Annotated in this window: 17 protein-coding genes; 10 read left to right on the forward strand and 7 right to left on the reverse strand. The window is 69.5% G+C overall.

The genetic code is table 11. From position 1 onward, the window contains the following. The first annotated feature begins 117 nt into the window (after positions 1-117). Positions 118-1,677: a Do family serine endopeptidase gene (locus ACO2RV_RS13210; RefSeq protein ID WP_423293649.1), complete on the forward strand. Its 1,560-nt coding sequence runs from the start codon at positions 118-120 to the stop codon at positions 1,675-1,677. A gap of 154 nt (positions 1,678-1,831) precedes the next feature. Here the strand turns inward: ACO2RV_RS13210 and ACO2RV_RS13215 are convergent, their stop codons facing one another. Both ACO2RV_RS13215 and ACO2RV_RS13220 read right to left on the reverse strand, forming a co-directional pair. Further along, positions 1,832-2,383, reverse strand: a complete 552-nt coding sequence (locus ACO2RV_RS13215) for a DUF1036 domain-containing protein (protein ID WP_423293651.1) — start codon at positions 2,381-2,383, stop codon at positions 1,832-1,834. After that, entirely contained in the window at positions 2,352-3,644 is a 1,293-nt protein-coding gene (locus ACO2RV_RS13220) for a glycerate kinase type-2 family protein (RefSeq protein ID WP_423293653.1), read from the reverse strand. Before ACO2RV_RS13220 ends, ACO2RV_RS13215 begins: the two co-directional genes overlap by 32 nt. Positions 3,645-3,821: 177 nt before the next feature. Between ACO2RV_RS13220 and ACO2RV_RS13225 the strand changes: the two genes are divergently transcribed. The 3 genes from ACO2RV_RS13225 (at position 3,822) to ACO2RV_RS13235 (ending at position 5,496) form a co-directional block, all read left to right on the forward strand. Next, on the forward strand, positions 3,822-4,703 hold the full coding sequence (locus ACO2RV_RS13225) for an N-formylglutamate amidohydrolase (protein WP_423293655.1): 882 nt from the start codon (positions 3,822-3,824) through the stop codon (positions 4,701-4,703). Positions 4,704-4,728: 25 nt separating this feature from the next. Continuing rightward, the gene (locus ACO2RV_RS13230; protein ID WP_423293657.1) at positions 4,729-5,043 is read left to right on the forward strand and encodes a DUF1244 domain-containing protein; all 315 of its coding nucleotides are present in this window, start codon (positions 4,729-4,731) and stop codon (positions 5,041-5,043) included. A gap of 168 nt (positions 5,044-5,211) precedes the next feature. After that, positions 5,212-5,496, forward strand: coding sequence for a DUF2312 domain-containing protein (locus ACO2RV_RS13235; RefSeq protein WP_423293658.1), 285 nt, complete (start codon positions 5,212-5,214; stop codon positions 5,494-5,496). Positions 5,497-5,586: 90 nt separating this feature from the next. Here ACO2RV_RS13235 and ACO2RV_RS13240 read toward each other — a convergent pair whose 3' ends face one another. Together ACO2RV_RS13240 and ACO2RV_RS13245 are read right to left on the reverse strand one after the other, a co-directional pair. Beyond that, on the reverse strand, positions 5,587-7,266 hold the full coding sequence (locus tag ACO2RV_RS13240; RefSeq protein WP_423293660.1) for a DUF882 domain-containing protein: 1,680 nt from the start codon (positions 7,264-7,266) through the stop codon (positions 5,587-5,589). 267 nt (positions 7,267-7,533) lie between these two features. Further along, positions 7,534-9,597 carry a L,D-transpeptidase family protein gene (locus tag ACO2RV_RS13245; protein WP_423293662.1) on the reverse strand — a complete coding sequence of 688 codons (2,064 nt, stop codon included), beginning with the start codon at positions 9,595-9,597 and terminating at the stop codon, positions 7,534-7,536. Positions 9,598-9,954: 357 nt separating this feature from the next. Between ACO2RV_RS13245 and purE the strand changes: the two genes are divergently transcribed. The 3 genes from purE to ACO2RV_RS13260 all read left to right on the forward strand — a co-directional run bounded on the left by purE (position 9,955) and on the right by ACO2RV_RS13260 (position 12,690). Then, positions 9,955-10,464, forward strand: coding sequence for a 5-(carboxyamino)imidazole ribonucleotide mutase (gene purE / locus ACO2RV_RS13250; protein WP_423293664.1), 510 nt, complete (start codon positions 9,955-9,957; stop codon positions 10,462-10,464). Continuing rightward, on the forward strand, positions 10,461-11,549 hold the full coding sequence (locus ACO2RV_RS13255; RefSeq protein WP_423293666.1) for a 5-(carboxyamino)imidazole ribonucleotide synthase: 1,089 nt from the start codon (positions 10,461-10,463) through the stop codon (positions 11,547-11,549). Before purE ends, ACO2RV_RS13255 begins: the two co-directional genes overlap by 4 nt. A gap of 205 nt (positions 11,550-11,754) precedes the next feature. Continuing rightward, positions 11,755-12,690 carry a sulfite oxidase heme-binding subunit YedZ gene (locus ACO2RV_RS13260; RefSeq protein ID WP_423293668.1) on the forward strand — a complete coding sequence of 312 codons (936 nt, stop codon included), beginning with the start codon at positions 11,755-11,757 and terminating at the stop codon, positions 12,688-12,690. Here the strand turns inward: ACO2RV_RS13260 and miaA are convergent. Beyond that, positions 12,687-13,610, reverse strand: a complete 924-nt coding sequence (gene miaA, locus ACO2RV_RS13265; protein WP_423293670.1) for a tRNA (adenosine(37)-N6)-dimethylallyltransferase MiaA — start codon at positions 13,608-13,610, stop codon at positions 12,687-12,689. The two genes, ACO2RV_RS13260 and miaA, sit on opposite strands and share 4 nt — an antisense overlap. On the opposite strand from miaA, the gene serB reads away from it, so the two are divergent. Next, a complete protein-coding gene (serB, locus tag ACO2RV_RS13270) occupies positions 13,501-14,580 on the forward strand; it encodes a phosphoserine phosphatase SerB (RefSeq protein WP_423293672.1) in 1,080 nt (359 codons plus the stop codon). The genes miaA and serB overlap by 110 nt on opposite strands. A 5-nt stretch (positions 14,581-14,585) precedes the next feature. Here serB and ACO2RV_RS13275 read toward each other — a convergent pair whose 3' ends face one another. Next, positions 14,586-18,242 (reverse strand): AsmA family protein, encoded by a 3,657-nt coding sequence (locus tag ACO2RV_RS13275; protein WP_423293674.1) that lies wholly within the window; start codon positions 18,240-18,242, stop codon positions 14,586-14,588. Between the two features lie 159 nt (positions 18,243-18,401). Beyond that, on the reverse strand, positions 18,402-19,817 hold the full coding sequence (locus tag ACO2RV_RS13280) for an FAD-binding oxidoreductase (protein ID WP_423293676.1): 1,416 nt from the start codon (positions 19,815-19,817) through the stop codon (positions 18,402-18,404). Between the two features lie 240 nt (positions 19,818-20,057). Between ACO2RV_RS13280 and ACO2RV_RS13285 the strand changes: the two genes are divergently transcribed. Next, a complete protein-coding gene (locus ACO2RV_RS13285; protein ID WP_423293678.1) occupies positions 20,058-20,570 on the forward strand; it encodes a thioesterase family protein in 513 nt (170 codons plus the stop codon). A 156-nt stretch (positions 20,571-20,726) separates the two neighbouring features. Continuing rightward, positions 20,727-20,930, forward strand: a complete 204-nt coding sequence (locus ACO2RV_RS13290) for a hypothetical protein (RefSeq protein ID WP_423293680.1) — start codon at positions 20,727-20,729, stop codon at positions 20,928-20,930. Positions 20,931-20,932 lie beyond the last annotated feature (2 nt).

The raw sequence follows: 20,932 nt of genomic DNA on the forward strand, positions 1-20,932 counted from the left end.
GTTCCCGCTCGCGCGCTTTTGGCTTGCATCGGGCTTCCACGCGGTTAGCGTCGGCGGCGGTGGCGGCGCGCGGACGGCGCAATGCTGCCTGTTCGTGCGGCGGCTTCAGGAGGCACCATGATTCGTAGGCTTTTCGCCCAGGCGGACCGCGCCGGCGGCGCGCCGCGTCGGCTCCGCACAGATCGCGCCCTCTCCCCGCTCCCGCGCCTCGCCTCGCGCCTGCTGCTGGCAGGCGCGCTTGCCGCCGGCACGCTCGGCCTCATGGGCCCATCCGCTCACGCCGCCGCGACCAAAGGACCGGACACGGTGGCCGACACCGCCGAGCGGGTGATGGATGCAGTGGTCAACATCTCCACCTCGCAGACGGTCGCCCCCTCGCGCAGCGTGCCGACCCCGGACCTGCCACCGGGCTCGCCCTTCGAGGAGTTCTTCGAGGAATTCTTCAAGCGCCGCCAGCAGCAGGGCGAAGATAACGGCCCGCGCCGCGTCTCCTCACTGGGCTCCGGCTTCGTCATCGACCAGGCCGGCTTCATCGTCACCAACAACCACGTGATCGCCGACGCCGACGAGATCTACGCCAATTTCACCGACGGCTCGAAGCTGAAGGCCGAACTGGTCGGGCGCGACACCAAGATCGACCTCGCTCTGCTCAAGGTGACGCCGGAGGAAGGCAAGCCGCTCACCGCGGTGAAGTTCGGCAATTCGGACGCGCTGCGCGTGGGCGACTGGGTGATGGCCGTCGGCAACCCGTTCGGCCTCGGCGGCACGCTCACCGTGGGCGTCATCTCAGCACGCAACCGCGACATCAATAGCGGGCCCTACGACAATTTCCTGCAGACCGATGCCGCCATCAACCGCGGCAATTCCGGCGGTCCGCTGTTCAACATGGAAGGCGACGTGATCGGCATCAATACCGCCATCATCTCGCCTTCCGGTGGCTCGATCGGCATCGGCTTCGCCGTGCCCTCCAACACCGCCACCCCGATCATCGCCCAGTTGAAGGAGTTCGGCGAAGCCCGGCGCGGCTGGATCGGTGTGCGCATCCAGCAGGTCACCCCGGAGATCGCCGAGAGCCTTTCGCTCGGCAAGCCGCGCGGCGCGCTGGTCGGTTCCGTCACCGAGGACGGCCCGGCCGCCAAGGGCGGCCTCAAGGCCGGCGACGTGGTCATCACCTTCGACGGCAAGGAGGTGAAGGACATGCGCTCGCTGCCGATCATCGTCGCCGACACGCCGGTCGACAAGGAAGTAGACGTCGTCGTCGTCCGCAAGGGCGCGCAGGAAACGCTGAAGCTGACCGTCGGCCGCCTCAACGAGGCCGAGAGTACCGAGGCCGCCGCCGACACGACGGAGAAGAAGCCGGAGCCTCCGAAGGTCGATACGGTGAAGCTGATGGGTCTCGAGGTCGCCGAGCTGACCCCGGAGCTGCGCACCCGCTTCAAGATCAAGGACGAGCTCAAGGGCGTGGTGGTCATCAGCGTCGAAGCCGGCTCGCCGGCGGCGGACCGCGGCATCGCGCCGGGCAGCCTCATCGTCGAGGTCAACCAGGAAGCTACCGGCACGCCCGCCGACATCGAGAAGCGCCTCGCCGCGCTGAAGCAGGAAGGCCGCCGCTCCGCCCTGCTCATGGTGAGCGACCCGCAGGGGCAGGTGCGCTTCACCGCGCTGCCGATCGACTGAGGCGCGGCGCAGGGACACACAAGCGACGAGAGTCGCCTGAAGGGCCTCGCGCTAGGTCCCGGACAATTAACGCCGCTGGCGAAAGACGGCGCAAAACTCTTCGGCAACTTCCGACGACTGTCGGCCGGGATAACGCTGTCGACCCGAACGCGCCCTACGGCTTCTTCGGCGGTGCCGGATGGCTGACCGGGGCGCCACCCGGCTGCTGTGCGGCCGTCTTCTGCGCCGGCTCGGTCAGTTGCACGGTCCAGCTTTTCTGTTCCTGGGTGTCCACCTCGAAGAAGCCGGTGCGGTCATAGCCGCGCGCCAGGCAGTCCTCCATGCCGCGAATGGTGAACTCCTTCTCGCGGGTGCACATGAACGCCTTGCCGGACCATTCGCCGCCGAGGTCGTAGTCGATCGCGTAGACATAGTAGAAGCGGGCGACCAGATCGCCGCGCAGCAGCGTCTCGCAGCTGTTCGCGCCGATGTTCCACCAACCTTCGGTCGACCAGCTATTGCCGTCCTTGTAGCCAAGCGCGATGCCGACGCGGCTCGACGACCGGTTGCACAGGCGGAAATCCGCCGCCGCCGGCACCGGCGCCAGAACCAGGGCCGCCGACGCCAGCGCGACGCCGAACAGCAGCGCGCGCGGCCAGCCGGCCGCGAGCCCGCGCCAGGCGGTGGGCCTTTTCTCAGCTGTCGACGAATACGGCGCGGAAATCATTGACGTTGGTGCAAGTCGGGCCCGGCGTCAGCAGGTCGCCCAGGGGCTCGAAGAAACTCGTGGAGTCGTTATTGGCGAGAAAGGCGGCAGGATCGAGACCGGCCGCCCTGGCGCGGGCCAGCGTGTCCGGCTCGACGAAGGCACCGGCGGGATCGGAAGCATCGCCGCCGCCGCCATCAGTGCCGTCCGTGTCGCCGGCCACGGCGTGAATGCCGGCCGCGCCGTCCAGCGCCACGGCGAGCGCCAGAGCGAATTCCTGGTTCGGGCCGCCACGGCCCTGCCCGCGCATGGTGACGGTGAGTTCGCCGCCCGAGAGCAGGATGGTCCGCTTGCCGGCCGCCTTCAGCTCCTTCGCCTTGGCCGCCTGCGCGCCCGCCACCTCGCGCGCCTCGCCTTCCAGATTGTCACCGAGCAGGATCGGCTCGATCCCGGCCTCGCGCACCAGCCTCTCGGTAGCGACGAAGCTGTCCACCGGCCGGGCGATCAAATGGTATTCGGCATTGGCGAAGGCGGCGTCGCCTGGCTTCGGCGATTCATTGGCGGGATCGCGCAGCGCCACCGCGACGGAGGGCGGCGGGTCGATGCGGTAGCGCGCCAGCACGTCGCGCGCCTCGGCCAACGTCGAGGGATCGGGCACGGTGGGGCCGGAGCCGATCACCGCCGGGTCGTCGCCGGGCACGTCGGAAATCGCCAGCGTCACCACCCGTGCCGGCTGGGCCAGCGCGGCGAGCCGCCCGCCCTTGATGCGCGAGAGGTGCTTACGCACGGTGTTGATCTCGGTGATATTGGCGCCCGAGCGCAGCAGCGCCCGCGTCAGCGCCCGCTTGTCGTCGAGCTCGACGCCAAAGGCCGGCGCGATCCAGTTGGCCGAGGCGCCGCCCGAGAGCAGCACCAGCACGAGATCGTCCGCCGTGGCGGAAGCGGCAAGGTCGATCGACTTCTGCGCGCCGGCAAGGCCCGCCGCGTCCGGCACGGGATGGCCGGCCTCGACCATCTCCAGGAGCCGGGTGGGACGGCCATAGCCATGGCGGGCGACGCCGATGCCGGCGAGCCGGGCGGGATCGAAGCCGAGGTCATCGAGATAATGCCGCTCCGCCACTTCCAGCATGGAGCCGGCGGCCTTGCCGGCGGCGAGCAGGATCAGCCGGCCATTGGCCGGGGGGGGCGGCAGCGCGGGGGGAAGGCAGGTGTCGGGATGAGCGGCGGCGACCGCCGCGGCGAAGAGCTGGTCCAGAAAGGCACGCGCCGAAGAAACGGTCATCACAGTCCTACCCCGCCCCACCGGGCATTGTGCGGCGGGTTGTCCCCCGCCAGACTTCGATTATTGCGCGCGACCCGAATCCCCGTGAGCACGCGACCCGAAACGGGCGTATTCCTATGGCACCGAACACGCCACGTCACTATCCTCTGCATACTTAGTCGCACGACACGGGACAATATGCGCCGCCTCACGACGCAGGATCCGGCCGTGGCCGGAAGTACGGACGACCTCTTCAGCACGCCCGCCGGTGGGCCTCCCGCCTTCCAGCGCATCGCCGGCGACGCGCGGACCGGCGTCATCCTCATCTGCGATCACGCCTCCAACGCCATCCCTCCGGCCTATGGCTCGCTCGGCCTGCCGCCCGCCGAGCTGGAGCGCCATATCGGCTACGACATTGGCGCGGCCGGAGTGACGCGAAGGCTCGCCGCGCGGCTCGGCTGCCCTGCCGTGCTGTCCTGCTTCTCGCGCCTGCTGATCGATCCCAATCGCGGCGAGGACGACCCGACGCTGGTCATGCGCCTATCCGACGGCGCCATCGTGCCGGGTAATCGCCATGTCGATGCAGCGGAAGTGGAGCGGCGGCTCGCTCTATTCCACCGCCCCTACCATGCTGCCATCGACGCCGAGATCCGTGCGGCTCTGGAGATCGGCGCGGTGCCGGCCCTCTTCTCCATGCACAGCTTCACCCCGGTATGGCGCGGCATGCCGCGCCCCTGGCATGCGGCCGTACTGTGGGACACCGACCCGCGCCTCACCCGCGAGCTGATCGAGGCGCTGGAGGCGCCCGGCGACCTCATCGTCGGAGACAACGAGCCCTATGACGGGGCCCTGCGCAATGACTGCCTGTACCGGCACGCCATAAGGCGCGGCCTCGCCCATACGCTGCTGGAAGTCCGGCAGGACCTCATCGCCGACGAGACCGGACAGGAAGAATGGGCCGAGCGCCTTGCCGGCCTGCTCCCAGCCATCCTGGCAAAGCCGGAACTGCACGAGATCGCGTTCCACGGCTCGCGCACCGGCCCCGTCACGCCCATCTATCCGCCAGAAATGCGCCGCTAGGCGCGCACGGCCCGGAGACCACGCCATGACCAGCGAGACACCCGAACTCGACGACAAGGCCCGCACCGAACTGGAGGCCGCCGCCTTCCGGCGCCTCATCGCGCATCTGCGCGCGCGCACCGACGTGCAGAACATCGATCTGATGAACCTCGCCGGCTTCTGCCGTAACTGCCTCGCCAACTGGTATCTCGACGCCGCCAAGGAGCGCGACCTGCCGGTCAGCAAGGATGAAAGCCGCGTCGTCGTCTACGGCATGCCCTACGAGCAATGGAAGGCCGCCCACCAGAGCGAGGCGACGCCGGAGCAGAAAGCCGCCTTCCCAGGCCCCGGCCCGCATTGAACGCCCCCCCCGCGCAAAACGGCAGTGGATAGCGGGTGTAGCGCACCCGCGAATACCGGCCCCGCGCCCCGGCGCCTTGACGCATCGTGGCGCTTGCGCTCCTGATCCCCCGCTCATTTGAACGTCACGACGCCGGGCCTCGTCTGCCCGAGCCCTCCGGGAGACACCATGTCCGATATTCCGAACGACCAGCCGCTTTCCGACGCCGCCGCCGGCTTCGCCAAGGAGCAGCTCAAATCCTTCATCGAGCGCATCGAGCGGCTCGAGGAGGAGAAGAAGACCATTGCCGACGACATCAAGGACGTGTTCGCCGAGGCCAAGGGCACCGGCTTCGACGTCAAGGCGCTGCGCGAGATCCTGAAGATCCGCAAGCAGGATGCCGACCAGCGTGCCGAGCACGAGGCCATCGTCGACCTCTATCTGCAGGCGCTGGGCATGTACCCGTCGAACTGAGCGGGACCACCCGTCGCGTTCCACCGTCATGGCCGGGCTTGTCCCGGCCATTCGCGTCTCTGGAGCGGAGGGTGTGGAAAGGGGCCGCGCTCAGAGCGGCTTCTTGATCGGCGCCGCGCCCGAGATCATGGCGACGACCGGCACCGCGACGACGGCCGCGCCCTGGAACTGCGTCGTCGACAGCCCGTTCGAGCCGTCCTTGCTGAAGCCGCCGGCGACGACCGTGCGCGGCGGGGCGACGAAGGCGGCGAAGCGCCGAAGCTCGGGCGTGCGCAGGGCGACGTTCTTGGCGACTGTCGGCCCGCTGAACAGGCGACGAATCTCCGCCTGCATCTCCGCCGAATAGGCCGGCCCGCGCGGGGCACTGGCAAGCGCCGCGCCGCTCGCGTGAGCGGTGGCGCGCGGCGCGGCCGCGAGTGCAACGGCTGTCGGGTTCGGCGCGCGGCCGGGCTGCAGGCGCTCGGTCGGGAAGATGCCGGTGGCGGCGGAGGCATAGGCCAGCATCGGGCCGCCGCCTTCATCCTTGGCGCCGGGCACCACAAGTTCCGGCAGAGCGCCGGCCTCGGCCGGGCGCGCGGGAGGACGCGGCGCCGTCACGCCGGCAATCGCCGCGCTGGCGTCGGCGACGACCGGCGCGGTGCCGGCGTTCGGCTCCGCGAGTGAGGGCCGCGACTTCGGCAGCGGCACGGCCGCGGCGAGGGCGGCGAGCGCCTGCCGGTCCGCCGCGGGCGGCGGGGTAATGGCGGGAAGGGCGACGGACGCCGGGGCGGCCTGCGCCATCGCCACGCGGCCGATCGGATTGGGGGTTGGCAGTGGCACGGCGACGGGCTCGGCCGCCGCAACCGCCACAGGCGTGGGAGCCGGGGCGGCCTCGGTGTCGGTTTCCGTGGTCGACGCGACAGCGACCGGCGCGACCGCCGGCTTGGCCGGCGCCACCTTGGCGGGCGCCGCGCTCTCGTCGTCGTCCTCATCCTTGCCGAACAGGCTGGCAAAGATGTTCTTGTTGCTGGCGGCACTGCCGGTCGCGCGCTTGGGATTATTGCCGCCACCGAGGCCGGCAAAGGCCGCGCCGGCGCCGCCGGGCTCCGAGCCGCGCGATTCGACCTCGTTGAGCGCCAGCGCATAGCCCGCCATCGGCTTGCCGTCGGCGGGAATGTGCACCGTCTTGCCATCCGGGAACACGCGGGCGAGCTCGGGCCGGCTCATGCGCGGCCAATGCCGCACACCGCCGGTGTCGAGATGCACGAAGGGCGAGCCGGAGGTCGGGTAGAAGCCGACGCCGCCGCGCTGGAGACGCAGGCCCGCCTCGCGGATCTTCGATAGCGGCACGCCGGGAATGAAGAAGTCCATCGCCTTGCCCTGCATGTGCAGGCTGGTCTGGGCGACGCCGCGCGAGCGGGCGCGCAGCATGGAATTGGTCTCGGGCGAACGGTAGCCGCCGATCACCTGGATCGGCTGGGTGGCGTCGGTCTCCCGGTAGACCTCCCACACGATGTCGAACAGCTGCGGGTCCATGTTGGTCGGCTCCTTGCGGCGCCAATCCTGCAACAGGACGTTGAGCTGCTTCAGCGCGGCCGGGTCGTAGCGGCCATTGCGCTTGAAGGTGACGGTGGCGCTTTCGCCGGAATGCACATGGTGGAGGGTGATGGTGCGGGTGTCGCCATTGGCCACCGCGTCCTGCAGCATGTCAGCGCTGCCGAGCGTGACCGCCGCGGCGAGGGCGGCGGCCCTAATGAACGATCGTGAGTTGAAGGCGGAAATGATGCGCACGTAACTCGACCCGAAAAGGAACGTTTCCTTGAGACGACACGGTCAGGAGCGACCGGGCCGGACATGGTGAACATAGTCTTGTCGGGTTTGGTTAAGACCGCGTTACGCCCCAACCCCCACGCCTATTGAGCCGATGGCTAGGGGGCGACTGTGGCGAAAGAGTGCCAACCTGTCAAATTCGTAAGGTTGTACCGCACTGAACTGAATTTTTCAGTTCAACGTGGCTAACGGGCAACAAATACCCACATGACCGAACCGCTGATTCGGTCAGCGGGTGGCGGGCACGCCGCCGCGGTCGGCGAATCGGCGCGGCCCGTCGAGGCCGAGTATAGCCTTGGTGGCGGCGTTGATGCCGTAGAGGTCCTCGCGCGTCACCAGCTGGCCGCGACCGTCGACATAGGTGGTGAAGTAGACGAGGTGGACCGGGAAACGCTGCTTCAGGTTCAGGTATTTCTCGTTGCCGCCGATCAGGCCGTTGATGCGCTGCTGGCTCCAGCCGTCACCCGGCAGGCCGACACTGAACAGCACCTCGGCGAATTTGAGCGGCTCGTGGACACGCACGCAGCCATGGCTGAAGGCGCGGAAATCGCGCGAAAACAACGAGCGGCTCGGCGTGTCGTGCAGATAGACCGAATGCTTGTTGGGGAACATGAACTTCATGCGGCCCAGCGCGTTGCGCTCGCCCGGCGCCTGGCGGAACGAATAGCCCTGCGAGCCGCGCCGCCAGTCCACCGTGCCGGGATCGATAATGCGGCCATTGCGCACCACGTCGATGCCCTGCCGGTCGAGCGCATAGGGGTCGGCCTGAAGCTTGGGCAGCATCTCGTTCTTGATGATGCCCGGCGGCACGTTCCAGGACGGGTTGAACACCGCGTACTGCATTTCCTCCGACATGATCGGCGTCTGGTTCTCGGGCTTGCCGACCACGACGCGGGTCTCGTGGATGGTCTGCTCGTTGACGACGATGCGCACCATGAATTCCGGGATGTTCACCATGACATAGGTCGGCGCCACCTGATGCGGCAGCCAGCGCCAGCGCTCCATGTTGGCGACGATCTCCGCGACAGTGTCGCCTTGCCCGTCATTCAGCGCCGCCAGCGTGCCGCGCCCGACGATGCCATCCGGCTTCTGCCCGGAAATGCGCTGGAACTCGCGCACCGCGTCGGCGAGGAATTGGTCGTAGACGAGATCCTCCGGCGCGCCGCCGATGCCGAGCCGCGAGCGCAGCAGCGGCACGCGCGGATCACGGTCGCCGGGGCGCAGCGACGGGCCGCCGGGCACCGTCGCGTGGCTAACGCCCTGCCCTTCCGCCATCAGGCGGGCGAGCTGCATCTTGAGCAGGCGGTACTCGTCATATTGCGGAGCGAAAGATGCGTAGGCCGCGCGCGGGCTCGGCGCCGACGAGACCAGCGCCAGCACCGCCAGCGGGTCGGGCACGGTCGGCGAGGGGTCGACATCCCTGGAAATGCGCGCAGGATCGAAGCGCCCGCTCTGCGCGTGGCGCGCATAGAGCAGCGTGGTGGCGGCGATCCGCAATTCGTAATCGGCGAGATCAGCGTCGGAGGGGTGCGCGGCGAGCGGCGGCACGGCATAGTCAGCCGCGTTCAGCCCCTCGGAAGCGGCACCGGCAAACGCGCCGAGCGCGGCGATGCCGAGCGGCGTGACGCTGGTGCCGCCGGTGAACACAGGCTGGTAGGCGCGCGCACCATAGAAGGCGGTGATGGCCTGCTGGTCGGCCGGGCGGGCGGCGAAGCGCGCCAGATGGCCGCCGACGAGTTCATTGATGCGGGCGGCAACGGCGGAACCGGGCTGCGGCGCGGCCGGCGCGCTGGCGGCCGCCGGGGTCGCGGCGCCGGAGGCGGGCGCGGGCGGCGTGGCAAGATGCGGCGCGGCGCTGCCGGGCGTACCGGTCCCGGTCTCGGGAGCGCCCTGCCCGATGGCAGGCGTCACCGGATTGAACGGCGCGGGAGCCGTCGCGTTGATGGCCGACGCAGGAGCCTGCATGGCGAGCGCGGCGGAGGCCGCCGGGTTCGGCCGGCGCTTGCGGTTATCGTTGATATCGAAGGGTTCCGGACCCTGATGGAGATTGGTCAGCAGCGACGCGCCGTCGCCGGCCGACCCCATGCCCGCGCGCGCCGGATCGAAGGCGGTGACGCGATCGCCGGTGCCGTTGCCGGCGCGATCGGTGGCAATGGGAGCGCCGGAAAATTCCTGCGCCAGGGTGGGGGTGGCGGCAAGAACGGCTGTGGCCGCCATCAGCAGCGCGCCGGCCGTGCCCGACAGATGACGCTGCCTGCGCCCCATCAACGACGTCTTCACGCGACCCGGCATCGAACTCTCCGCTTGCTCTCGCCGATCCATCGCACGCTGGAGGCAGAACGCCCCTTTCTGCGCCAAGCTGCGACAGGTTCAACTCACGAACACGATAATGGTCGCATCCGCCTGCCGGCGTAGCGGCGGCGCCACAGCCTGCGAGCCTGCGGATCACGACCTTTGCCGCAACTCTGCCCGGCGCGAAGTAAAGGTCGTATTAAGCATGATCGCCCCGTCGCGGTTAAAATCAGACCGAAAAACGCGCTTCGGGATGCCGGCGATATCGCAATGCACGCGCGCACGCGTTCCGCCCTTGCCGGCGGGGCCGCGATTCCTATAATCCGCGCCTTCTTTCGCGGGGGTATGCAGGCGAGCATGAACGACCAGACGGCCAGAAGCGCGGCTACCGACACGCCGATCGCCATCATCATGGGCAGCCAGTCGGACTGGGAGACCATGCGCAACGCTGCCGAGACGCTGGAAGCGCTCGGCATCGGCCATGACTGCCTCATCGTCTCGGCCCACCGCACGCCCGAGCGCATGTTCGACTTCGCCAAGGGCGCGAAGGCAGCCGGCTACAAGATCATCATCGCCGGCGCCGGCGGCGCGGCGCATCTGCCGGGCATGGTCGCCTCGCTCACCACGCTCCCCGTCTTCGGCGTGCCGGTAGAATCCAAGGCGCTGTCGGGCGTCGACAGCCTGCATTCCATCGTGCAGATGCCGGCCGGCATTCCGGTCGGCACCCTTGCCATCGGCAAGCCCGGTGCGACCAATGCCGCGCTGCTGGCGGCCGCCGTACTCGCCATTTCCGACGAGGCGCTGTCCGGGCGGCTCGAAGCCTGGCGCGCCGCGCGCACCGCAGCCGTCGCGGAGCGCCCGGAATGAGCACGCCCCGCATCCTCAAGCCCGGCGACACTATCGGCATTCTCGGCGGCGGCCAGCTGGCGCGGATGATGGCGCTGGCCGCGGCCCCTCTCGGGCTGAAGACGCATATCTACGCTCCCGAGGCCGGCAGCCCGGCCTTCGACGTGGCAAGCGCCCACACGCAGGCCGCCTATGACGACCTCGACGCGCTCAGCGCCTTCGCGCGCGCCGTCGACGTCGTCACCTATGAATTCGAGAACGTGCCGGTCGACACCGCTGCCTTCCTCGCGTTGATCGTGCCGGTGCATCCCGGCGCGCAGGCGCTCGGCATCACGCAGGATAGGCTGGACGAGAAGACCTTCGTCGCTCGGCTCGGCATCGAGACCGCGCCGTTCGAGGCGGTGGACGACGAGGCCGGTCTTGTCGCCGCGCTGGAGACCATCGGCCGCCCGGCGGTGCTGAAGACGCGCCGCTTCGGCTATGACGGCAAGGGCCAGGTCATCATCCGCGAGGGCGACGATCCCGCCGCCGCCTTCGCCGCCATCGGAAAGCATCCGGCGATCCTGGAAGGCTTCGTGCCGTTCGAGCGCGAGGTTTCCGTCGTCGCCGCCCGCACCGAGGATGGGCGCTTCAAAGCCTATGAGGTGACGGAGAACGAGCACCGCCATCACATCCTTCACCGCTCCACCGTGCCGGCGGATGTGACGCCCGCCGTCGAAGCGGTCTCCGCCGAGATCGCCCGGCGCATCGGCGAGGCGCTCGGCTATGTCGGCGTGTTCGCGGTGGAAATGTTCCTCGTGGTCGAGGACGGCGCGCAGGGTGTCATCGTCAACGAGATCGCCCCGCGCGTGCACAATTCCGGCCACTGGACGCTGGACGGCGCCGTGACCAGCCAGTTCGAGCAGCATGTGCGCGCCATTGCCGGCTGGCCGCTCGGCGCGGTGGAACGCTACGGTCGGGTCGAGATGACCAACCTGATCGGCGACGAGGCCGACTCATGGCTCAGCGTACTGGAGGAGCCCGGCGCGCACCTGCATCTCTATGGCAAGGCGGAGGCCCGCCCCGGCCGCAAGATGGGCCATGTGACCCGCATCTTCGAGGAGTGAGGCGGGAACCTCGGCGCGGCTTCAGCCCCCGTGTCCCGGACCAGCGACACCGAAGCCGGTGCGCCGAGCCCGGATCCAGCGTAGGGCTCTCCTGCCGAATCCTGTCGTCTTCGCACGCTCTCACGCCATCGTGCGCCGGCGCGTTGAAATATTGCCGCCACTGCGGCCGTATAGACGGGCAGCCCTGTCTCTCAAGGTCCGTCCCATGCCCTTCCTGCGCGAGAATTCCGGCAAGTTCAGCCCCGAGAAGATCGGCGCGCTGATCATGGTGCTGTTTCCGCTCGCCTTGCTGCTCATCCGCGCGCTCAATGGCAGCTTCACCCCGCCGACGCCGTTCGGCGCGCCACCCGGTCTCGGTGCCGGGCCGGGACTTGGTGCAGGTCCAGGGCTGGGAGGCGTCGACCCGGCGCTGGGCGCGCGCCCTCTGGTCGAGGTGATCCGCTTCATCGGCGACTGGGCGATCCGCCTCTTGCTCATCACGCTGGCGGTGACGCCGGCACGCCGCCTGTTCAACTGGCCGAAGCTGCTCATCGCCCGGCGCACGCTCGGCCTCGGCGCGGCGCTGCTGGTCGGCATCCACTTCACCTTCTATCTCATCGACATCGGCAGTCTCGGCATGGCGGCGCGCGAGATCGTGCTGCGCATCTACCTCACCATCGGCTTCGTCGCGCTCGTCATCTTCGCCGCCATGGCCTCGACCTCGTGGGACGGGGCGGTGCGCCGGCTCGGCGGCGAGCGCTGGAAGCACCTGCATGCGCTCGTCTATCCCGCGACCGCGCTCGGCATCCTGCATTTCTTCATGCAGCAGAAGCTCGACGTCACTGAGCCGACCCTGATGGCCGGGCTGTTCGTCTGGCTGATGGGCTGGCGGGTGATGCAGCGCTATGGCCGCGGCACCGGCCTTGCCAACATGCTCGCACTGGCCGTCGCCGCCGGGGTGCTCACCGCCCTCATCGAGGCTGGCTGGTACGCCGTGGCTACCGGCGTCGACCCAACGCGGGTGCTCGCGGCGAACCTCGCCTTCGATTACAAGATCAGCCCGGCCTGGTGGGTCGCCGGCAGCGGCGCGGCGGTGGCGCTGGCGAGCGAAATCGTGCTGCGGCTGCGTCCGCTTCCCGTCCGGCGCGCAGCCCGCGCCTAGCCGACCGCGCGCCGCAACAGCTCCCCGGCAGCGTCCTTCGGCAGCGCGCTCCAGCCCTGCAGCTGGTGGCGAAACCAGGTGTCCTGCCGCTTGGCATAGTGGCGGGTGTCGCCAATGCCGCCCTCGATCGCCGCATCGAGCGAAATCTCGCCGGCGAGATGGCGCGCGAACCACGGCATGCCATGCGCCTTGAGGACGGTACGGTCGGCCGGCAGGCCGCGCGCGATCAGCGCCCGCGCCTCTTCCAGCGCGCCCTGCTCCATCATCACGTGAAATCGCTCGGCGATGCGGGCGCGCAGCGCCGTGCGGTCGGTGGCAAGGAAGATTCTCAGGGCGTCTTCCGCCGGCAGCGTGGGCGGGGAGGCACGCTCGGCCTGCCAGCGCGCCAGCGGACGGCCGGTCGCCTCGAACACTTCCAGCGCCCGCATCAGCCGCTGCGTGTCGGACGGCCGCAGCCTTGCCGCCGTCTCCGGGTCGACCGCTGTGAGCTGGGCATGCAGCGCCGAGGCGTCCTCATCGAGCGCGCGTATGCGGGCGCGCAACTCGGGCGGGATATCCGGCATCGGCGCGAGCCCCTGCGTCAGCGCCTTGAAATACAGCCCGGTGCCGCCGATGAAGATCGGCAGCCGGCCCGCCGCTTCCGCCTCGGCCAGCACGCTGCGCGCATCTTCCAGCCAGTGGGCGACGGAATAGTCGCTGGCCCCTTCGACATGGCCGTAGAGCCTATGCGGCGCGCGGGCTTCCTCTTCGACGCTCGGCCGCGCGGTCAGCACCCGCAGGTCACGATAGACCTGCATGGAATCGGCATTGATGACGACCCCATTGGCGCGCTGGGCCAATTCCAGCGCCAGCGCCGACTTGCCGCTCGCGGTCGGCCCTGCGATAAGCACCGCGCGCGGGCGTGAAGCAGTTTCCGTCACGCCCGTCTCCGCATTGAACGCACCTGTCAGCTCTTTTTGCCCGCCAGCATACCTGCGGCAAGGTCTCTCGCCACCAATGTCCGATTCCCGCTCCCGCGTCGCCGTCCTGATCTCCAACCCGGCTGCACCGGCCGTCGATGCAGCGCTCGTTGCAGCGGTGCGTGCAGCACTGCCGCAGCCGATGGCGGCACGCTGGCTCGCCGACGGCATCGCCGCCGAGATCGGCTTCGAAGGCGAGGCCGATCTCGCGTTCCTACGCGCCGCGATTGGCGGACAACCCGCTGATGTCGCGCTACTTCCCGCGTCCGGCCGACGCAAGAAGCTGTTCCTCGCCGACATGGATTCCACCATGATCGGGCAGGAGTGCATCGACGAGCTGGCCGACTATGCCGGCATGAAGGCACATGTCGCCGAAATCACCGAACGCGCCATGCGCGGCGAAATCGCCTTCGAGCCGGCGCTGCGCGAGCGCGTCGCTTTGCTCAAGGGACTGCCGCTGGCAGTGGTCGACGAGGTCATCGCCGAACGCATCGCCCTCACGCCCGGGGGCACCGAGCTGGTGCGTACCATGAAGGCGAACGGCGCCCATACGCTGCTGGTCTCGGGCGGCTTCACCCTGTTCACCGAGCGCGTCGCGGCGATGATCGGCTTCCACGCCCACCGCGCCAATATCCTGCTCGCCGATGGCGAGAGCTTCGCCGGCCTCGTCGAGGAGCCGATCCTCGGGCGCGAGGCCAAGCTCGCCGCGCTGATCGAGATGCGCGAGGCGCTCGGCCTGGCACCGGCCGACACGCTCGCCGTCGGCGACGGTGCCAACGACCTCGCCATGATCGGCGAGGCGGGGCTCGGCGTCGCCTATCACGCCAAGCCGGCGGTCGCCGCGAGCGCGCAGGTGCGCATCGATCATGGCGACCTCACCGCCCTGCTCTATCTGCAGGGCTACGCGGCGAGCGATTTCGTCACTGGCTGAGCCGATCAGGGCGCCAGCGGCGGCGCCATGATCGGGTTGCGCAGCGGATCGGCGGGAATCTCCACCGGGGGCGCCAGAGGCGGAGCCGCACTGCCGGGCGGCGGGTATTGATGGGGCAGGACCGGCGGCGGATTCGGCCGCGAGGGCTTCGGTTGCGGCGGACTCGCCAAGCGCTGCGGCGGCTGGGCCGGCTGGGCTTGAGGCTGCGCCGGCTGGGGCTGAGGCTGGGCCTGCTGCGGCGGCATGGCCATGGGTGCCGGCATCTCGTCCGTCGAATGGCCGCCATTGGTCAGCGGCGTACGGCCATATTCCGCTTCCAGCCGCTTGGTCTCGCGTTCCAGCGCACGCATGTTTATCGCGGCAGTCAGCGCCGTGAGGTCGAAGCGCCGTTCCGGCGCGGCGAGCGGCCCGCGCCATTGCACGCCCGCGCCGGGCGGCGCGCCGGACGCGCCCCCGGCCGAGACATCCTCGATCTCCAGCGTCGCCTCGAAGCTCAGCGCGGGAATGTCGAGCGAGCCGGTGAAGGCGAAGCGCTGGTCGCCGATCGCCGCGCGCGCCGTGGCGCTGCGGGCGACGCCATTGACCAGGCTGAGCGCGCTTTCCACCCGCTCCAGCTTCAGCGTGCCGCGCGACAGTCCCTCATTGAGCAGTTGCACCGTGCGCGCCTGATCGGGCGGCAGGTCGCGCTCGGTCGCCAGCATGACGTATTGCAGCGCGCGCGGGTCGGTATAGGCAACCTCCAGCCCGTCGACGACGAGGCTTCCCTGCCCTTGGAGCGCAGCGGCGATGGCGCGCGGCGAGCGTCCGCTCCCCGTCACGTCCAGCGCCAGCGTCACCCGGCCCTTGACGCCGGGCTTGGCGACGTTGGCCGCCTTGAGCAGCACTACGCTGTCGGCCTCGGTCAACGACAGATGGCCGTTGAGCAGCATCACCTCGCCGCGCCGCGTCAGGTCGAAGCGCCCGCTGAAGCGCCCGCCGGCGAGCTCGCCGGTGAGATCCTCGACCACCACACCGCCATCGGCGATGCGGGCCTGGACTTTCGCACCGTCCAGCGCCAGCCCGGCCGGCAGATCGAGCCGCTTGAGGGCGAGCTTCACCCGCGCGCCGATGCCGGCGAGAGCGGGCGTGCCGAAGCGCCCGTCCGGCCAGCCGGGGCCGGCACCAGGCACCGGCCCGACAGCAAGGCCGAGCCCGGCTGGCAGGCTCCAGCTGTCCATGGCGAGCTCGGCCTCGATGGGCTGCCGCTCGCCGGGGACATAGGCGGCACTGCCGGCGATCTTCTGCCCGCCGACCGTCCCCGCCAGCCCGCCGACGCGCCAGACATCGCCCTCGCGGGTAAGCGTGCCGGCAAGGCTGGCAGGCACGGCGGTGCTACCGCCAGCGGCGAAGGTCGGAAACAGCCGCGCCAGATCCGCGCCGTCCAGCTTGAGGGCGAGATCGGGACGAGCCCGCCCATCCGGGTCCCACTCCACCTTGCCCTGCGCATCGAGCGTGGCGCCGGCGAACATCAGCTCGCCGTCGAGCCGCGTGCCCAAGTCAAACGTCGCGCGTGCCGGGCCGAGACCCTGCCGCAGCCCCGGCACGCCCAGCGTCGTCAGCACGGCGCTGCCATCGGCCATGTCGAGCGCCAGCTTGCCGTCGAGCGGGCGCCCGGCGCCGAAATTGGCCTGACCTGACCCGCTCATCACGCCAAGCCGCCCCTTGGCGTCGAGCGCCATGCGGCCGGCTTCCGAATTCAGCACGAGCCCGACATCGAGCGGGGCGAGCCGTGCGCCCATCGTGCTCGCGAACGCCTCTAGCTGGGGCAGGCCGAAGGCGCGGGCGAGCGCCGGCAGGCCGTCCGCCTTCGCACCCACCAGCCGCGCCTCGAAGCGGCCGTCGGTCTCGGTGCCGCTCTGGCCGTCGCCCGAGGCGGCGAGCCGGCCGGAGCCGGTGAGGTCGAGCCCGCCGAAATTGGAAACGGCCAGCCGCTCGACGGAAAGCCCGCCGGCATCGCTCTTGACGATGATATCCGCCCCGGCCGCGCCGACCCCGGCGAGCCGCACATCGGTGCCGGAAAAGCTCAACCCCACATCCAGGCGCTGGCCGCTGAGGCCAAGCAACCGGCGCGCCGGCGGCAGCAGCGCGTCGAGATCGACCTTCTCTGTCGAGACCACTGCATCGACCCGCCCGCGCCCACCCGCTTGCGGGAAGACGTAGGCCGCCGTGCCGGACACACCGGTCTCGCCGACGCGCAGGCTCATATGGTCCAGCGCGACCCGGTCCTCGCCCAGCGCCACCGCCGCCCTCAGTTCCGCCGCGCCCGTCGGCAGGCCGGCAATCAGCGCCGTGGCGTCGGGAGAGGCCCAGCCGATGAAGGCCGGCAGGTCCTCGGCTGCAAGGGTGATGTCACCCGCGAAGAGCGCCGCATTGGCCGGCTTCTTGGCGCCGGAGGCCTGCGGCAGGCGACCGGCGAGCTTCACGCTGGCGCGGCCGGGCAGCCGCGCCTCGACCGTGCGGGCGCGCCAGCCGGCGGGCGACCAGTCGAGCCCGGCGCGCACCTCCCGCATCGCCGCGCCGCCGAGCAGCACGGTGTCGCTGGAAAGATCGAGCGTTCCGGAGGTGGCGATGCCGGTGAGTGGCGCGATGGTCTGGGCGAAGCGGTTCAGCACGCCCAGCGGCGCGGCGTCGCCCGTGGCGGCGTTGAGGTCGATCTGCCGGGCCGCGAGCGACAGCTCCAGCCGCGACGTCGGCGCATCCGGCGTGCCGGCGGCGACCAGCCGGGCACGGCCGGAAAGCTCCACCGGCCGGTCGCCGCTGCCCAGCGACAGGCTGAGATTGGCGGCGTCGATCGCCTGCGCGGTGGCATTGACGGTGCCGGCAAGGCTCCAGCTTGCGAGCGGGTCGCGCACCGGGGCGACACCCTCGGCATCGCGCAGGGGCGGCAGTTCGGCCCCCGCCGCCCGCATGGAGAGCGAGGCGCGGCCTTGGAACGCCGGCTTGCCGCCGGCCAGCGACAGCGTGCCGTCGGCGTCGATGGCGAAGGGCGAGCCGACATTCTGCAGCCCGAGGCGCAGGCGATTGCCGCCATCCGCCCCCGCGGCGCCGACCGAGAGCCGCAGCTTGCGGCGCACGCCGGCGCTTGAGACCTCGCCGTCGAGCTTGAGCGGGCCGAACACCCCGCCGAGATCGCCGGAAAGGTCGATGTCGTCCAGCTTCAGGCTGCGCCCACCGGCCCGGTCGATCACCTCGAGCGCCCCGTCGACGATGGTGAGTGCGGCGACAGATAAGCCGACCGGACGGGTAGTGCCGGTGGGCAGGGCGACCTTGCCGGCGGAGTCGATGACGAGGCGCCCGCGCGGGCCGGTCAAAGTGAGCTGGTCGGCGACGAACACGCCGCGGATCAGCTCGCCCAACTTGAGGCGTCCGCTCAACTCGGCCGCGACGAGGCCGGTGCCGGCGCCGTCGACGCCGACGGCGACATCGTGCAGCACGAATTTCGGCGAGGGCAGGATCTGCGCCTCGATCGGCCCGCGAATGAGCACCGGCGCGCCGAAGGCACGGGCAGCCTGCACCTCGAAGCCGGTACGCCACTGCGTCCAATCGACGACGAACGGCGCCGCGAAAGCGGCGGCCACGGCCAGTATGATGGCGCTCGCGATGGTGAGCAGCAGATTCTGCACGCGTCTCCTCCGGGTGGTCCGAGCGGTCCGCATCCCGTGCCGGGCGCGCGGCATCCGTCAGCCGGTCTTACTTCTAGATTATTGATATTTTTCGCATTCTCCACGCATCCCCGGCAATTGCTGGCATCGCCGGCACGGCAAGGTGCGCCGATGCCGCCGTCAGGGAAGTATCTTGCCCGGATTCATGATGTTCTGCGGGTCGAGCGCCGCCTTGATCGCGCGCATGGCATCGAGCGTCGCCTCTCCGTGCTCGGCCTCCATGTATTTGCGCTTGCCCTGGCCGACGCCATGCTCGCCGGTCGCGGTGCCGCCCATGGCGAGCGCGCGCTCCACCATGCGGGAGATGAAGTCCTTCGCCTTGGCGACGTCGTGCGGATCGTCCATGTCGACCAGCGTCACGGTGTGGAAGTTGCCGTCACCGACATGACCGACGATGGGCGCGATCATCCCCATCTCCTCAATGTCCCGTTTGGTCTCGTCGACGCACTCGGCGAGGCGCGAGAGCGGCACGCACACATCGGTGGCCAGTGCCTTGGCGCCGGGCTTCATCGGCAGGCAGGCCCAATAGGCGTCGTGCCGCGCCTGCCACAGCTTGGTGCGGTCCTCCGGCCGGGTCTCCCAGGTGAACGGGCCGCCGCCGAACTCGGTGGCGATCTCGCCGAAGCGCTCGGCCTGCTCGTGCACGCTCGCTTCGGTGCCGTGGAACTCGACAAACAGCGTCGGCTGCTCGGCAAGGTCGAGCTTGGAATAGGCGTTACAGGCCCGCACCTGCACCTCGTCCAGCAATTCGATGCGCGCCACCGGCAGGCCGGACTGGATGGTGAGGATCACCGCGTCGCAGGCCGAGCGAATGGTCGGGAAGGGGCACACCCCCGCCGAGATCGCCTCCGGCAGGCCGGAGAGCTTCAGCGTGAGGCTGGTGATGATGCCGAGCGTGCCCTCGGCGCCGACCAGCAGGCGCGTGAGGTCGTAGCCGGCCGCGGACTTCTTCGCCCGGCGCGCCGTGGTGATGACCTCGCCATTGGCCAGCACTGCGGTCAGGGCGACGACATTGTCCTTCATCGTGCCGTAGCGCACCGCATTGGTGCCGGAGGCACGGGTCGAGGCCATGCCGCCGAGCGAGGCGTCCGCACCGGGATCGATGGGGAAGAACAGGCCGACGTCACGCAGGTGTTCGTTGAGCTGCTTGCGGGTGACGCCCGGCTCGACCACGCAGTCGAGATCCTCGGTATGGACGGACAGCACGCGGTTCATCCGCGACAGGTCGAGCGAGATGCCGCCCTTGGGCGCGTTGATCTGGCCTTCCAGCGAGGAGCCGGTGCCGAAGGCGATGACCGGAACCCCCTTCGCGGCGCAGGCGCGCACGACAAATTGAACGTCCTCGGTGCTTTCGGCGAACACCACCGCGTCGGGCGCCTGGTTCGCCAGCCAGGTGATCGAGTTGGCGTGCTGCTCGCGGACCGCCCGGCCGGTCGACAGGCGATTGCCGAAGTGGTTGGCAAGACTGGCAATTACCTGTCGCACCGCGTCCTCAGCGCCGGCGTCGCGCGTGAGTTCCTCGACAAGTTCTACCATCGCTTTCTCCTGCTCGTGTTCCCGTTCGTCCACCGGGAAGGGATGCCGGCATATACCTTATCCCGGCCATTCGCGAGCCCGTCGACCACGCGTCGCATATCCCTGATTCAGAGAAACCCCGAGATTGCAAGATTTAAGTCACTCAATCGCCATCGAAACAGGTGACGACTGCACGGAAAGTCGGCACAATGCTTGTCAATAAGGCAGCGCGGCTCACGCGCTAACGGTCGGGATGGTGTCATGCTGGACGGGATCGACTTCGAACCCGTGTTTTTCGCACCTTTCGTGTCGTCCGTGATGACGGTCGAGTCGAGCTGGGTGGATTACAACGGGAAACTGCCTTCCGCCTATTATAGCCTCCTCTTCGACCGGGCGGTCGACGAGGCTGTCTATCTTGTAGGCTTGGGGCCGCTCGCGCTCGAGAGCCCCAGTGCCTCCTTCGTCACCGTGGAAGCCCATCAGCGCTTTCACCGTGAACTGCGTGCCGGCCAGGAGGTGCGGGTCACGCTGCGCCTCGTGAACTATGACGACAAGCGCATGCATCTGTTTCAGGAACTGCATCACGCTCGCGAGGGCTGGACGGCGGCGACCTGCGAGCAGATAGCCCAGCACGCGGAAGCCGGCAGCCGCCGCGCGGTGTCCTTCCCGGACGAGGTGCTTGAACGCCTCGCTCTGATGAAGGCCGCTCATGGCGCTCTGCCGCTGCCGGAAGGGCTCGGCCGGCCGGTCAACATGCCGATCCGGCTTTCCTGAGCCAAATCCTCGCGAAAGGGTGCCCACGCGCCCTTTCCGGATCACGCATGACGTGCGGTAAATGCAGGCCAGCCATGAGTCCGCGCGTCTTCTTGTGCGGTGCGAAAGGATTATGCTGCGAAGCATAAACTCTCGCTCCGCAGAAGGAGACACCTCATGGCTTCCGCCTCTTTCGCCATCACCTCCACGACCACCGCCCCGGCCGCGCACGACCTCCCTGAAAAGGGACTGTTCGGCCGCATGCTCGATAGGCTGATCGCCGCCCGCGAGGCACAGGCCCGCCGCGAGATCGCCCGCCATGCCCATATCGGCCGGTTCGAGCATTCGCCCGAGACGCTGGAACTGTTCGCCCGCGACTGAGG

Source organism: Ancylobacter sp. VNQ12, from assembly GCF_049445835.1.
Taxonomy (GTDB): Bacteria; Pseudomonadota; Alphaproteobacteria; order Rhizobiales; family Xanthobacteraceae; genus Ancylobacter.

Coding starts and splice junctions, on each gene's coding strand:
- ACO2RV_RS13220 (WP_423293653.1), bottom strand. CDS start 3,644: ATGACCGTTTCTTCGGCGCGTGCCTTTCTGGACCAGCTCTTCGCCGCG.
- ACO2RV_RS13245 (WP_423293662.1), bottom strand. CDS start 9,597: ATGCCGGGTCGCGTGAAGACGTCGTTGATGGGGCGCAGGCAGCGTCAT.
- ACO2RV_RS13230 (WP_423293657.1), top strand. CDS start 4,729: ATGACCAGCGAGACACCCGAACTCGACGACAAGGCCCGCACCGAACTG.
- ACO2RV_RS13255 (WP_423293666.1), top strand. CDS start 10,461: ATGAGCACGCCCCGCATCCTCAAGCCCGGCGACACTATCGGCATTCTC.
- ACO2RV_RS13290 (WP_423293680.1), top strand. CDS start 20,727: ATGGCTTCCGCCTCTTTCGCCATCACCTCCACGACCACCGCCCCGGCC.
- ACO2RV_RS13280 (WP_423293676.1), bottom strand. CDS start 19,817: ATGGTAGAACTTGTCGAGGAACTCACGCGCGACGCCGGCGCTGAGGAC.
- ACO2RV_RS13285 (WP_423293678.1), top strand. CDS start 20,058: ATGCTGGACGGGATCGACTTCGAACCCGTGTTTTTCGCACCTTTCGTG.
- ACO2RV_RS13210 (WP_423293649.1), top strand. CDS start 118: ATGATTCGTAGGCTTTTCGCCCAGGCGGACCGCGCCGGCGGCGCGCCG.
- purE (WP_423293664.1), top strand. CDS start 9,955: ATGAACGACCAGACGGCCAGAAGCGCGGCTACCGACACGCCGATCGCC.
- ACO2RV_RS13235 (WP_423293658.1), top strand. CDS start 5,212: ATGTCCGATATTCCGAACGACCAGCCGCTTTCCGACGCCGCCGCCGGC.
- serB (WP_423293672.1), top strand. CDS start 13,501: ATGACGACCCCATTGGCGCGCTGGGCCAATTCCAGCGCCAGCGCCGAC.
- ACO2RV_RS13225 (WP_423293655.1), top strand. CDS start 3,822: ATGCGCCGCCTCACGACGCAGGATCCGGCCGTGGCCGGAAGTACGGAC.
- ACO2RV_RS13260 (WP_423293668.1), top strand. CDS start 11,755: ATGCCCTTCCTGCGCGAGAATTCCGGCAAGTTCAGCCCCGAGAAGATC.
- ACO2RV_RS13215 (WP_423293651.1), bottom strand. CDS start 2,383: ATGATTTCCGCGCCGTATTCGTCGACAGCTGAGAAAAGGCCCACCGCC.